A 13211-nucleotide genomic window follows, 5' to 3' on the forward strand; every position below is an offset into this window, starting at 1 on the left:
CTTGCCGCGTTCGGGTCGTCGAGCATGGTGCATGAAACGCTCCCTGCTCGCCCTTTTCGCCCTTCTTCTCGTCCCGGCTTCCGCCTATGCCGATCCGCCGGCAGCATGCTGGCCGGCGGCGAGCCTTGCCGGCTCGGCTGCGGAGAAGGCGTCGCGCCGCGCGGGCCCAGCCGACGCCGTCGCCATGCCGGTTCCGCTCGCTCTGCCCGTCGCGGCGGCCGGAGCCGGCCCTGCCGGCGTCGTTCGCCGGGTGAACCTGCCCAAGGGCGAGAAACTGGTCGCCCTGACATTCGATCTCTGCGAGGCCGGGCGCGAAGTCGCCGGCTATGATGGCGGCGTCGTCGATACGCTTCGCGCGCAGCAGACACCGGCCACCTTCTTCATGGGCGGGCGCTGGGCCCAGAGCCATGCCGATCGCGCCATGCAGCTTCTTGTCGATCCGCTCTTCGAGGTCGGCGACCACACCTATGACCACGCCAATCTCGACCACGCCGATGCGGCGAAGGTCGCTGATGAAATCGGCAAGACCGAAGCGGTCCTGAATGCGATGCGCGAGCGGGCGACGCAGATGTGCCCTGCGGCCACGGCTCCGGCCCCGTCCAGGCTGTTCCGCTTTCCCTATGGCTCATGCTCGCCGGAAAGCCTCGCGGCCGTCTCCGCCCTCGGCCAGACCCCGATCCAGTGGGATGTCGTATCGGGCGACCCGTCGGGCATCGCAGCCGCGCCGATGGCCAAGGCCGTCCTCGCCGAGGTCAAGCCGGGCTCGATCATCGTCATGCACGCCAATGGCCGCGGCAAGCACACGGCCGAGGCACTTCAAACCATCATTCCGAAGCTGAAGGCTGCCGGCTACCGATTCGTCACCGTCAGCGATCTGATCGCGGCCGGAAAACCCCAGACCGCGGCGGCCTGCTACATCGAGCATCCCGGCGATACGGCGCGCTATGATGCCGCCGCGAAGAAGGCGAAGACAAAGGGGGCCGACATTGTGCCGGCTCCCGTTTCGCAGGGTGTCTACTAGAAGTCAGTCCTGCTGGCCGCTGCCGTCGAACTGGCCGGTGTCCTCCTGGAAGCCGACAGTGTGGCTCGGGCTCACGGTCACGATGACATGCTCGCCGGGATTGACGCCGTTCAGCAGCACCGGATTGGAGATCGTGTAGCTGTGTCCGTCATCCAACTGGATGGCGCCCGTCTGCGCGTTCATGCCCATGATGCGGCCCGCGTCGGTCTGGTATTCGTCCGCGAAAGCGGCGGCTCCGCTCAGCAGGAATGCGGCAGCGGGAACGAGAATCGCAATCGTCTTCATCTGTTCTCTCCTTCAAAGTGCCCCTCAATGCCCATTGGGTGAGGACACATCTTGGACATGGAGCGGTCGCGATTGCTGGCAATGGCGGTCAGGATTGATGAACGGAATTTAATAAGGCGGCCATGTTTTATTCATGCTTTGAGCGAGGGTGGATCGTGTGAAGGCCAAGGGGCATCGGCACGAAATCCAGCCTGAGGCTTGACTTCGAGACGCCGAGAGGCGATTAGCCGCCGCCGAACAGCCGGCATTTTTTCGCGCGGGAGCAAAGGCGTACCGAGATGACAATCGCTCTCACTTTCCCTGGACAGGGCAGCCAGGCCGTCGGCATGGGCAAGGCTCTGGCGGATGCCTATCCGGAAGCGCGCGCGGTGTTCGCCGAAGTCGACGACGCGCTCGGAGAGAGCCTTTCCGCGATCATCTGGGATGGTCCGATCGAAACGCTGACGCTGACCCGCAATGCGCAGCCGGCCCTGATGGCGGTGAGCCTCGCCGTCATTCGCGTGCTTGAGTCGCAGGGTGTCTCCGTCGGTAAGACCGCATCCTTCGTCGCCGGGCATTCGCTCGGCGAATATTCCGCGCTGGCGGCGGCGGGCAGTCTTTCCCTTTCCGATACAGCGCGCCTGCTGCGCATTCGCGGCGAGGCGATGCAGGCGGCCGTTCCGGTCGGCGAGGGCGCCATGGCGGCATTGCTCGGCCTTGATTTCGACGCCGCCCGCTCGGTCGCCGAGCAGGCGGCCGAGGGCGATGTCTGCGAAGCGGCCAATGATAATGGCCCCGGCCAGGTCGTCATTTCCGGTTCGAAGGCGGCGGTCGAGCGTGCGCTGGAGATCGCCAAGGCGGCCGGCGCCAAGCGCGCCCTGCTGCTGCCGGTCAGTGCTCCGTTCCATTGCCGGCTCATGCAGCCGGCCGCCGACGTGATGGCCGAGGCGCTCGCCAGTGTTTCGATCGCGGCGCCCGTCGTGCCGCTCGTCGCCAATGTCCTGGCCGCGCCGATATCCGATCCGGCCGAAATTCGCAGCCGCCTCGTCGAGCAGGTGACCGGAATGGTGCGCTGGCGCGAATCGGTGGGCTGGCTCGCCGCTAATGGCGTTGATCTCCTGGTCGAGGTCGGCGCCGGCAAGGTTCTGTCGGGCCTTGCCAAGCGTATTGCACCCGAGGCGCAGACGCTCTCCGTGGGAACGCCGGATGATCTGGCGGCCGCGGTCGAGCGGCTCCCCTGATTGAAGGTAGCGGAAGGAAGCGACATGTTCGATCTGACCGGCAAGCGCGCGCTTGTCACAGGCGCCAGCGGCGGCATCGGCCGGGCGATCGCCCAGGCCTTTCACGCGCAGGGCGCGACGGTTGCGCTGAGCGGCACGCGTCGCGAAGCGCTCGAGGCACTGGCGACGGAACTGGGCACGCGGGCCTATGTCCTGCCGTGCAATCTCTCTGTCGCGGAAGAGGTCGAGAAGCTCGTCCCCCGCGCCGAGGAAGATCTCGGCGGTCTCGATATTCTGGTCAACAATGCCGGCATCACGCGCGACATGCTCTTTGCCCGTCTCTCCGACGAGGCGTGGCAGGAAGTGCTCGACGTCAACCTGACCGCTGCCTTCCGCCTGACGCGGGCCGCGCTGCGCGGCATGATGCGCCAGCGTTCGGGCCGCATCATCTCGATCACCTCGATCGTGGCCGTCACGGGCAATGCCGGCCAGGGCAACTACACAGCGTCCAAGGCGGCGCTGATCGCGATGTCGAAGTCGTTGGCCCAAGAGGTCGCGAGCCGCAACATCACGGTCAACTGCGTCGCCCCCGGTTTCATCGAAACCGCGATGACGGATGCGTTGAACGAGAAGATTCGCGCTTCCCTGCTCGAACGGGTCCCCGCGAAGCGGCTCGGCACGGGCGAGGACATCGCCGCCGCCGCGGTCTATCTCGCCTCGAACGAGGCGGGATATGTCACGGGCCAGACGCTTCACGTCAATGGCGGTATGGCCATGATCTAAAAGGAGAATTCCACGGCCGATCCGGCAGCGCATCGCGCCTCCGGAGCCGGTCGTGGCCGCTGGTCAAGGTCCATAAACTATGTTAGGACCGCGCCACATCGACGCCTTGCCTCGCTGTTTTCAGATGTCGAGGACGAGGTGGATTGACGATCGTGGAAGACTAGTGACGATATCGCGGTCCGCGTTTGGAGATATCCGATGCGACCGGGTTCCGGCGTGCGAAAACTTCGCCGCAGCAAGTGACACAAAACAGTCGAGGTTTGAGAAATGAGCGATATCGCTGACCGGGTTAAGAAGATCGTGATCGAGCACCTGGGCGTTGACGCCGACAAGGTGACCGAAGGCGCGAGCTTCATCGACGATCTTGGCGCGGACAGCCTCGACACGGTCGAGCTGGTCATGGCCTTCGAGGAAGAATTTGGCGTCGAGATTCCCGATGACGCCGCCGAGACCATCCTGACCGTCGGCGACGCCGTCAGCTTCCTGGAAAAGAACGCCGGCTGATCTGGCTGACGATTTCTGATCCAGCTTAATGAAAAAATGACCGGACCCGTTCGGGTCCGGATCTGGGGAAGCGCATGAGACGTGTCGTCGTCACCGGGATGGGTATGGTCTCGCCGCTGGGATGCGGTGTGGAGCCCAGCTGGGCCAATCTGATCGCTGGCAAGAGCGGCGCGTCGCGGGTCTCGAATTTCGAGGTCGACGACCTGCCGTGCCAGATCGCCTGCCAGATCCCGCGTGGCGAAAAGGCGGACGGGAAGTACAATCCCGACGACTGGATGGAGCCGAAGGAACAGCGCAAGGTCGATGATTTCATCGTCTACGCGATGGCCGCGGCTGATCAGGCTGTCCATGATTCCGGCTGGCTGCCCACCGAGTACGAAGACCAGATCAGGACCGGTGTCCTGATCGGCTCCGGTATCGGTGGTCTGCAGGGCATCGTCGAAGCCGGCTACATGCTGCGCGACAAGGGCCCGCGCCGGATAAGCCCCTTCTTCATCACGGGCCGTCTCATCAACCTCGCTTCCGGCCAGGTTTCGATTCGCTTCGGCTTCAAGGGGCCGAATCACTCCGTCGTCACCGCCTGCTCGACCGGCGCGCACGCCATCGGCGATGCGGCGCGCCTGATTGCGCTCGACGATGCCGATGTGATGGTGGCCGGCGGCACGGAGAGCCCCGTTTCGCGGATTTCGCTCGCGGGCTTCGCCGCCTGCAAGGCGCTGTCCACGAGCTATAATGACACGCCCGAAAAGGCGTCGCGGCCCTATGACCGGGATCGCGACGGCTTCGTGATGGGCGAGGGCGCTGGCATCGTCGTGCTCGAGGAGCGCGAGCATGCGCTGGCTCGTGGCGCGAAGATCTATGGTGAAGTGATCGGCTATGGCCTCTCGGGCGACGCCTATCACATCACCGCCCCGTCGCCCGAGGGCGATGGCGCCTATCGCGCGGTCCAGGCCGCCCTGAAGCGCGCCGGCATCGCCGCCGCCGACATCGACTATGTCAACGCGCATGGCACGTCGACCATGGCCGACACGATCGAACTCGCGGCGGTCGAGCGCGTGCTCGGCAATGCGGCGGGCGCGGTCTCCATGTCCTCGACCAAATCGGCCACCGGGCATTTGCTGGGTGCTGCCGGTGCCGTCGAGGCGATCTTCTCGCTGCTGGCGATTCGCGACAACATCGTTCCGCCGACCATCAATCTCGACAATCCCTCCGTCGAGACCGCGATCGACCTGGTCCCCCATGTCGCGCGGCAGCGGAAAGTCGACGTTGCGCTGTCCAATTCCTTCGGTTTTGGCGGCACCAACGCGTCTCTCGTCTTCCGGCGGCATGTGGTTTGAGCCGCTACTGCCGGTCGCCTTCCCGCTTTCGCCATAATCCTCCATACAGTCGCCATGCCCCCTCGGGTTCTGAGCCGCGGGATGCTGGGTCCAGAAGTGGGATGTGATGAACGAAACGAACCTCACGGGAGGCGAGGACCAATCGGCCGGTGACGCGACCGAAAGTCGGCTGCCCGAGTTCAACAATCGCATCAATCCGCGCAGTCCCGGCGAGGCCCTGCGGCCCGAGCGCGTGCCGCCGCCACCGGCCCGGTCGAATCAGGCCCGCCATCCGATCGTCATCATCATGAATTTCGCGATGACGATCTTGGTCGTCAGCGTCCTGGGTTCGGCTGGCGTCTTCTTCTTCGGCAAGATGCGCTTCGAGGAGCGGAGCCATTTCGACCAGCCGCGCACGATCGTCGTCGATCGTGGCAGCGGGCTCGCCGACATCGCCGAGCAATTGCATGATCGCGGCCTGATCTCGTCCAAATGGATTTTCGTCGGTGGCGTGCGCGTATCGCGCCTGCAGAACGAATTGAAAGCCGGCGAATATCTGGTGCCCGCCCATGCCAGCATGCGCGACATCATGAACATGCTCGTGAGCGGCAAGGCGATCGTCTATTCGGTCACCATTCCGGAAGGGCTGACCAGCCAGCAGATCGTCGACCGCCTCAACGCCGATCCGATCCTGCTCGGCGAGATCACGGCCATACCCGAAGAAGGCAGCCTGCTGCCCGACACCTATCGCTATTCCCGCGGCGACACCCGGCAGAACATCATCGACCGCATGCTGCGCGAGCATGACCGCGTCATGACGTCAGTCTGGAACAGCCGCGACAAGGACCTGCCGATCCAGACGCAGGAACAACTCGTGACGCTCGCCTCGATCGTCGAGAAGGAAACGGGCATTGCCGATGAGCGCAGCCGCGTCGCGGCCGTCTTCATCAACCGGCTCAAGCACAATATGCGCCTGCAATCCGATCCGACGGTGATCTATGGCGTCTATGGCGGCGCCGGCCTGCCGTCCGGCACGCCGATCACGCGCTCCGATCTCGATGCCGAGAACGACTACAACACCTACAAGATCGCCGGTTTGCCCAAGGGGCCGATCGCCAATCCGGGCAAAGCCTCGCTCGCCGCCGCGGCCAATCCGTCACGGACCAAGGATCTTTATTTCGTCGCCGACGGAACGGGTGGCCACGCCTTCTCGGAAAACTATGACGACCACCGCAAGAACGTCGCGCGCTATCGCGACGCGCTCGCCAAGCAGAAAGCGGCGGACGGCGCTGCGGCCGCTGCAGAGGCGGCCACGGACGCGCCGGGCGCCGGCCCTGGAGACGCCGCCAACGACGCCACCGACCCGCCTGCGGCCAATGCGACGTCGGCTGCCGACGGCACCGGCCCGCCGATCGAAGGCGAGCCGGCACCGGGCATGCCGACCCCCATTCCCAAGCCCTGAGCGGGGCGTCCTGTCCCTTGAGCGCGCCCGGCGGGCGGACTACTGTCGCCGCTCGATCACGAATGCTGGAGAGCGGTGCATCCATGGCGCTGATGAGCATGACCGGCTTCGCCCGGATCGCAGGCGCGGGTTTCGGCTATCGCTGGACCTGGGAGCTGCGCAGCGTCAACGGCAAGGGCCTCGACATCCGCCTGCGCCTGCCCGCAGGCTTCGACCAGCTCGACCAGGCGGTGCGTGAGCGCGCCGGCGCCATGCTGAGCCGGGGCAGCGTGCAGATCGGCCTCAGCCTGCAGCGCGAGGCGAGCGCGACGGCCCTGAGGGTCAATGAGGATCTGCTCGCCTCCATCCTCGATCTCGTTCGCCGCATCGAGGGCACCGTTCCGGCCGCGCCGCCGACGCTGGACGGCATTCTCGCGATCCGCGGTGTGCTGGAGACCGTCGAGGTCGAAGACGATCCGCAGACGGCCGCAGCGCTCGGCGAGCGGCTCATGGCCGATCTTGAAATCGCGCTCGGCGAGATGGTGGCGGCCCGCGCCCGCGAAGGCGCGGCGATCGGCGCGGTGCTGATGGCGCGCATGGACGAGATCGACCGTCTGCGTTCCGAGGCCGAGGCGGCGCCGGCGCGCAAGCCGGAGGCGATCCGCAGGCGCCTGGCCGAGCAGGTGGCGACGCTTCTCGACGCCTCCTCCAGCTTCGATCCCGACCGGCTGCACCAGGAGGCGATCCTGCTCGCCACCAAGGCCGATATTCGCGAGGAACTGGACCGGCTGCAGACCCATGTCGCCGCCGCGCGCGTCCTGCTCTCCGAGGGCGGTGCAGTGGGGCGCAAGCTCGACTTCCTGGCCCAGGAATTCAACCGCGAAACCAATACGCTCTGCTCCAAGGCGAATGACCGCTCGCTGACGGCGATCGGCCTCGATATGAAGGCCGCAGTCGACCAGTTGCGCGAACAAGTCCAGAATCTCGAATAGGAAAGCCGATGTCCGTTTCCGGAAAGCCGCCGCGCCGCGGTCTGATGCTCGTCTTGTCCTCGCCCTCGGGCGCGGGCAAGTCGACCATAGCGCGCCACCTGATGGAACAGGACAAGGACATTGTGCTGTCCGTCTCGGTCACCACGCGCAGCCGCCGGCCGAGCGAGATCGACGGCGTGCATTATCACTTCATCGACCTGCCGACCTTCAACCGCCTGCGCGACCAGGGCGACCTGCTCGAATGGGCCGAGGTGCACGGCAATTGCTACGGCACGCCGAAGGCGCCGGTCGAGCGCGCGCTCTCCTCGGGGCTGGATGTGCTGTTCGACATTGACTGGCAGGGCGCCGATCAGGTCGCGCATGCCATGCCGGAAGATCTGGTGCGCATCTTCGTGTTGCCGCCCACCATGAAGGAACTCGCAGCCCGCCTCGAGCGCCGCGCCGAGGACACGCCGGACGTGATCGCCAAGCGCCTCGCCAATGCCCGCGCCGAAATCCGGCATTGGCGCGATTATGACTATGTGCTGATCAACAAGGACCTGCAGACCTCACTCGAAAAAGCCCAGGCCATCCTCTACGCCGAACGCATGCGCCGCGCCCGCACGACCTGGCTCGAAGGCTTCGTGGAGAGCCTGCTAGAAGAGGCGTAGCTGCCGTGCCGCAATCTTCGGAAGCGGGAAACTGCTCCTCGGTGCCGACTATACTGTCTTGCCGAGTTCGCATGAATTTCTCGACCAGAGTTTGACCGTCCTGCCATTCGGCGTGCGTACGGACTCGATCACCGAGAAACCCAGGTTCTTCGCCGCTGTTTCGAGAGCTTCGAAATCAACGGCTGGGCGGATATCACCGATAGTTCCGTCTGCCGACAACAGCAGGCAACTCGGCGAAGATTGAAGCCAAGCTTCATAGTCCGAAATGGTGCCTGGAAACGGTGGTGATCCATCGACAGGGAGACGTACCGGCGACGACATGGCGTTCGCCAGTGAGATCGTATTGCCGTTCAGCAGGTAGGTCCGAAATCCCATCTTGACGACAGAGTCGGGAGGGTTCCTGTCGTGAGCTAAGGCGTACAATTCGGTGCTGAGCTGAAACCATTGATGAGAATCGTCCGTCGATATGGCCGTCGGAATATCCGGGTTCCCGAGTTCGCTCTCCAGGCTGTACCAATGAATCGGTGCTCTCGAGGAGAAGGCGGGTATTGTTCCTATTAGGGGTAATGTCGTGCGGGAGTTCTCGTAATAGGGAGGCTCCATGCTGAACAAAGGATGCACGCTAACCAGGCAAGCAACCGCAATGGCCGCAGCTCCGATAAATCTCAATGGTTCAGTGCTCAGCAAAAGCCGAAATCCATACAGTGCGATGATAGCAAGAGCGGGAAACAAGGGGGCTGAGAAACCCGTGCCTTTGTTGGACGAGCTCATCAAGGCAAATATTGAGAAGGTCGAAAATATCAAAACAGGCGATACTAGCGAAGCCGTTACCCTATTCAACGTTAATATTATACCATTTTTTAGACTGAATATAAGTACATAGATCAGCAGGGAGGCGATGCCGAATATGATCAATAATGTATCTGTTAATTGGGTGTAATATATAAAGAGTTGTATCGTTGCATAAGCGCTTTGCCAGAGCCCCGCAGGACCATAGCTGGTAGCTTTATCGCCATAGCCATATTGGAGCAGATAGTCGAGCACCGGTCTCCAGCTGAAGAATAGCCAGCTTGCGGCGGTGATGAGCGCGACGACGCCGGCCAGCAGTGTGTTGGCAAGGGCCTTGGCGATAGCGTCGCGACGCGTGAACACGCACCAGAGCACCGCCAGGGCGATCGCCGGATAGAAGGAGATCGTGACTGTTCGCGACAGCGCCATCATGCCGACGCACAAACCCAGCAGGATGGCCCAAGGCGTTGAGCGCAACCTGTCCGAATAGAGCAGACACATCAGCGCGGCCGTTGTGAAGAAGGTGGCGGCCATCGCAAAATTGAATGTGCGACTATAGTCGACGATGATCGGCGACGCGGCGACGATGAGCGAGGCCAGCAGGGCGAACCAGTCGCCGGCTATTCGTCGGGCGAGGAAGTAGGTCACGATCACAGATGCCCCGCCGAACAATACGGGCACAAGAAAGCCGACCGAGAGTTGTGGCCCAAAGATAATGAAGAGAATCGACGCGGTCGCAGTGGTTACGGGCGCCTGGATTGTCGGTAGCAGGACTTCGTTGAGCCAGCCGCGCAGACCACCGCTCATCCAGGCATGATAATCATACAAGGCAATCGAGAAGTATCCAGCTTCATCGATGTCGACCGCCTGATTCAGCCGGTAGCGGGCTATCCACGATGCATTCACGAGGACAAAGGAGACAGCAATGATCGCCATGCCCACCATGGGAGCCAGGCGAGTTATTTTGTTCGTGTTCGCTGTTCCGCTCATTGTCCAATATCTATCTGAAGCTGAAGGTTCCGGATGAACGTCTGGATCGGTTGTAACGCTTATAGATATCCAGCCTCGCTACGTATAGTTCCCAGTCGTGCGTGTCACCAATCCCAGCGACGTGCGAGAATTGTGAGGATTGAGAAGGGCATGCGGCCGTCGGTTCCGGCAATCGGCGTCAAAGTGGTTGACTCGAATGCCGGGCCGGTTTGCTGACACCGTGGCCACGGGGGCGCAAAGGATGTCGAGGGCGGATGCGGACTCGCTCCCCGAGCGCCGACGACGCAGAGCGGATGGTCGGCGGGGCCGCCGCCCCGCAATTCGAGCCGTTGGGACCGTGATCTGGGTGACCCACCCGCCCTTTCAGGGCAGGGCGTTGGCGAGGCGGACGAAGCCGGGGACGTCGATTTCTTCGGCGCGGGCGGTTTCATTGATGCCGGCTGTCGCGAGGAGCGGCAGGGGATCGACGCCGAGCGTCTTCAGGCTCTGGCGCAGCATCTTGCGGCGCTGGCCGAAGGCCGCCGCCGTGACGCGTTCGAGCTTCGCCCTGTCGCAGGGGAGGGGTGTGGGGCGCGGGCGGAAGTGGACGACGGACGATGTGACTTTCGGCGGCGGCGTGAACGCTTTCGGCGAGATGTCGAACAGGATCTGCGCCTCTGTCCGCCAACCCGCCATGACGCCGAGCCGGCCATAGGCGTCATCGTCCGGCGTCGCCACGATGCGCTCGGCCACCTCGCGCTGGAACATCAGCGTCATGCTCTCATAGAAGGGCGGCCACGGCTCGGCCTGCAGCCAGCCGATCAGTAGCGGCGTGGCGATATTATAGGGCAGGTTCGCGACGATGCGGACGGGGCCCGGCGCGAGTGCAGCCATGTCGACCGCCAGCGCGTCACCCTCGATCACGTCGAGACGGCCGGGATAGTGAGCGGCGATCTCGGCCAGAGCATCGAGGCAGCGGCGATCACGTTCGATCGCGATCACCTTCGAGGCGCCCTCGGCAAGCAAGGCGCGGGTCAGGCCACCGGGGCCGGGACCGACCTCGATCACAGTGGCGCCGGAGAGCGGCCCGGCGGCGCGGGCGATCCGGCCGGTGAGGTTGAGATCGAGCAGAAAATTCTGGCCGAGCGCCTTCACGGGCTGCAGGCCGTAGCGGGTGATCACATCCCGCAGCGGGGGAAGGCCGTCCTGTGCGATCACGCGATCCGCCGGTCAGCTTCGGCTGCGTGTTCCGCAATATAGTCGGCCTCGTGGCGGGCGAGTTCGTCGGCGAGCCGCAGGGCGGCCGCAAGGCTCGAAAAATCCGCCGCGCCCGTTCCTGCTATGTCGAAGGCCGTGCCATGATCGGGCGATGTCCTGATGAACGGCAGGCCCAGCGTGACATTGACGGTTTCAGCGAAGGCGATCGTCTTGGTCGGAATGAGGGCTTGGTCGTGATACATGCAGAGCGCAACGTCGTAGCGCGCGCGAGCAGCGGCATGAAACATCGTGTCGGGCGCGAGCGGGCCGACGGCGTCGATCCCTTCGGCCCTCAGCCGTGCGACGGCCGGTCGGATCACGGCGTCGTCTTCCGTGCCCATCACCCCGCCTTCGCCGGCATGCGGATTGAGCCCGGCGACTGCGATCCGCGGCGTTGCAATGCCGAAGCGGCGGCGCATGTCGTGGTCGATCGTGCGCGCCGTGGCGACGATGGCTTCTTCGGTCAGGAGCTTCGGCACGGCCGAAATCGGCACATGGATGGTGGCGGGGACAGCGCGGAGGCCGGGACCGGCCAGCATCATCACCGGCCGCGCCGGCATACCGCTCCAGGCGGCCGAGAGCATGCCCAGAAACTCGGTATGGCCAGGATGCTGGAAGCCGGCGTCATAGAGCGCCTTCTTGTTGATCGGATTGGTCACGATCGCTGAAGCGAGGCCGGCACGCACGTCACCCACGGCGCGGGCGATCGCCTCGATGACGCCATGCGCGGCGAGACGCTCGGGCTGGCCGGGCGCCGCATCGGCCTTTCCTTCCAGCCGCACCACCGGCAGCACGCGATCAAACGCTTCAACGGCCTCGTCCTGCGCCACGGTCTCGATCGGAACGTCGAGGCCCAGCAAGGCCGCGCGGTGGCGCAGCGCATCGGGATCGGTCAGGCAGTAGAACGCCGGGAGATCGCGCTCACGACGCGCGAACCAGGCGGCCAGCGTTACATCGGGCCCGATCCCCGCTGGCTCTCCCATGGTGAGCGCGAGCGGACGGAGAGGTGCGGAGATAGCCATAATTTCAATTGTAGACGATCTTGGCGTTCTTGCGAAGTTCGGCCTTAAAGTCCTTCTCGATGTCCTGGTTCTGAGCGGCGCTTAGCTTCTTCTCGACCTGGGCGCGCACGCCGGCCGTGCTCTGGATTTCCTTGACCGAGCAGATTGCGATCACCTCGACGCCGCGATCGGTAATCTCCGGCTTTAGGGTGCCGCCGGCGGGGGTGCTGCTGAGTGCGTCGGCCATGTCGGTATCCATCTGCGAGGTATCGCGGCGGCCTGCATTGATTACGACGACGCCCTTGAGCGATTTGGCGAGATCGAGGCTGCCGTCACAGCCGGGAAAGCGCTTGCGGAATGCCTCGGCTTCGCCCAAGCGGCGCTGCGCCGAGCCGGGGGGAGATGTCTTGGGAACAACGAAGACGATCTGCTGGAGCTTGAATTCCTTCATCGTCGCCTGCTCCATATTGACGCCTTCCTTGGCCAGTTCGGCCTGAATGTCAGCCTCACTCACATTGGATTGCTGGCTGCGAATCTTGGCGCGCATGAGGGTTGCCCAGGTCATCTGGGCACGGAAGAGCTTCTTGAGTGTCTCGGGTTCGACACCGGCCTGTTGCAGCGCCTTGCCGAACTGCGGCAGCGGCAGCTTGACCTGCTTGGCGATGGCCGCATAGCGCTCGTTCACGCCCGCCTCGTCCGGCAACATTTTGCGCGGGGTCGCGAATTGCTGCACGATCGCCTCGTCGATCAGATCATCGAGCGCGCTCTTCGGGGTCGCCTTCTGATGAAACAACGCCATCAGCTTGACGCGTTGATTGACGTCGTAGCTCGTGATCGCCTGATCGTTGACGGTGGCCTTGATCGTCGACTGCGCGCTGGCAACCGACGGCAGGAGCGCGAGGCCGAGTCCGATGCTGAACAGGGAGAAGACGAGTGTTCTGAGCATGGTGCGCATGATGGAGTTCCGAGCCCGGTTGTCGTCGATGGCCGATGGCGGCCTTCGA

General features: G+C 64.0%; 13 protein-coding genes. 8 read left to right on the forward strand and 5 right to left on the reverse strand.

Features of this window, described 5'->3' with window-relative positions:
- Window positions 1-31: 31 nt before the first annotated feature.
- Window positions 32-1021 carry a polysaccharide deacetylase family protein gene (locus QO014_RS00620; protein WP_266346717.1) on the forward strand — a complete coding sequence of 330 codons (990 nt, stop codon included), beginning with the start codon at window positions 32-34 and terminating at the stop codon, window positions 1019-1021.
- A gap of 3 nt (window positions 1022-1024) precedes the next feature.
- Here the strand turns inward: QO014_RS00620 and QO014_RS00625 are convergent, their stop codons facing one another.
- Window positions 1025-1306 (reverse strand): hypothetical protein, encoded by a 282-nt coding sequence (locus QO014_RS00625; RefSeq protein ID WP_266346718.1) that lies wholly within the window; start codon window positions 1304-1306, stop codon window positions 1025-1027.
- A gap of 278 nt (window positions 1307-1584) precedes the next feature.
- Between QO014_RS00625 and fabD the strand changes: the two genes are divergently transcribed.
- From fabD to gmk, 7 genes are all read left to right on the forward strand, one after another.
- A complete protein-coding gene (gene fabD, locus QO014_RS00630) occupies window positions 1585-2526 on the forward strand; it encodes an ACP S-malonyltransferase (RefSeq protein ID WP_266346719.1) in 942 nt (313 codons plus the stop codon).
- A gap of 24 nt (window positions 2527-2550) precedes the next feature.
- Window positions 2551-3288: a 3-oxoacyl-[acyl-carrier-protein] reductase gene (gene fabG, locus QO014_RS00635; RefSeq protein WP_266346720.1), complete on the forward strand. Its 738-nt coding sequence runs from the start codon at window positions 2551-2553 to the stop codon at window positions 3286-3288.
- A 267-nt stretch (window positions 3289-3555) separates the two neighbouring features.
- Window positions 3556-3792, forward strand: a complete 237-nt coding sequence (locus tag QO014_RS00640; RefSeq protein ID WP_073051051.1) for an acyl carrier protein — start codon at window positions 3556-3558, stop codon at window positions 3790-3792.
- A 74-nt stretch (window positions 3793-3866) separates the two neighbouring features.
- Entirely contained in the window at window positions 3867-5129 is a 1263-nt protein-coding gene (fabF, locus tag QO014_RS00645) for a beta-ketoacyl-ACP synthase II (protein ID WP_266346721.1), read from the forward strand.
- Window positions 5130-5235: 106 nt separating this feature from the next.
- The gene (gene mltG / locus QO014_RS00650; RefSeq protein WP_266346722.1) at window positions 5236-6570 is read left to right on the forward strand and encodes an endolytic transglycosylase MltG; all 1335 of its coding nucleotides are present in this window, start codon (window positions 5236-5238) and stop codon (window positions 6568-6570) included.
- Between the two features lie 83 nt (window positions 6571-6653).
- Window positions 6654-7541 carry a YicC/YloC family endoribonuclease gene (locus tag QO014_RS00655; RefSeq protein ID WP_266347750.1) on the forward strand — a complete coding sequence of 296 codons (888 nt, stop codon included), beginning with the start codon at window positions 6654-6656 and terminating at the stop codon, window positions 7539-7541.
- Between the two features lie 8 nt (window positions 7542-7549).
- Window positions 7550-8191 (forward strand): guanylate kinase, encoded by a 642-nt coding sequence (gene gmk / locus QO014_RS00660; protein WP_266346723.1) that lies wholly within the window; start codon window positions 7550-7552, stop codon window positions 8189-8191.
- Window positions 8192-8239: 48 nt separating this feature from the next.
- Here the strand turns inward: gmk and QO014_RS00665 are convergent, their stop codons facing one another.
- The 4 genes from QO014_RS00665 to QO014_RS00680 form a co-directional block, all read right to left on the reverse strand.
- Entirely contained in the window at window positions 8240-9970 is a 1731-nt protein-coding gene (locus QO014_RS00665; protein WP_266346724.1) for an ArnT family glycosyltransferase, read from the reverse strand.
- Window positions 9971-10333: 363 nt separating this feature from the next.
- Window positions 10334-11167 (reverse strand): 16S rRNA (adenine(1518)-N(6)/adenine(1519)-N(6))-dimethyltransferase RsmA, encoded by an 834-nt coding sequence (gene rsmA / locus QO014_RS00670; protein WP_266346725.1) that lies wholly within the window; start codon window positions 11165-11167, stop codon window positions 10334-10336.
- On the reverse strand, window positions 11164-12228 hold the full coding sequence (gene pdxA, locus QO014_RS00675; protein ID WP_266346726.1) for a 4-hydroxythreonine-4-phosphate dehydrogenase PdxA: 1065 nt from the start codon (window positions 12226-12228) through the stop codon (window positions 11164-11166). Before pdxA ends, rsmA begins: the two co-directional genes overlap by 4 nt.
- Window positions 12229-12232: 4 nt before the next feature.
- Complete coding sequence (locus QO014_RS00680; RefSeq protein ID WP_503128675.1) at window positions 12233-13192, reverse strand: SurA N-terminal domain-containing protein; 960 nt, start codon at window positions 13190-13192, stop codon at window positions 12233-12235.
- Window positions 13193-13211: the final 19 nt, after the last annotated feature.

It is taken from the genome of Kaistia dalseonensis, from assembly GCF_030814715.1.
GTDB classification, from domain to species: Bacteria; Pseudomonadota; Alphaproteobacteria; order Rhizobiales; family Kaistiaceae; genus Kaistia; species Kaistia dalseonensis.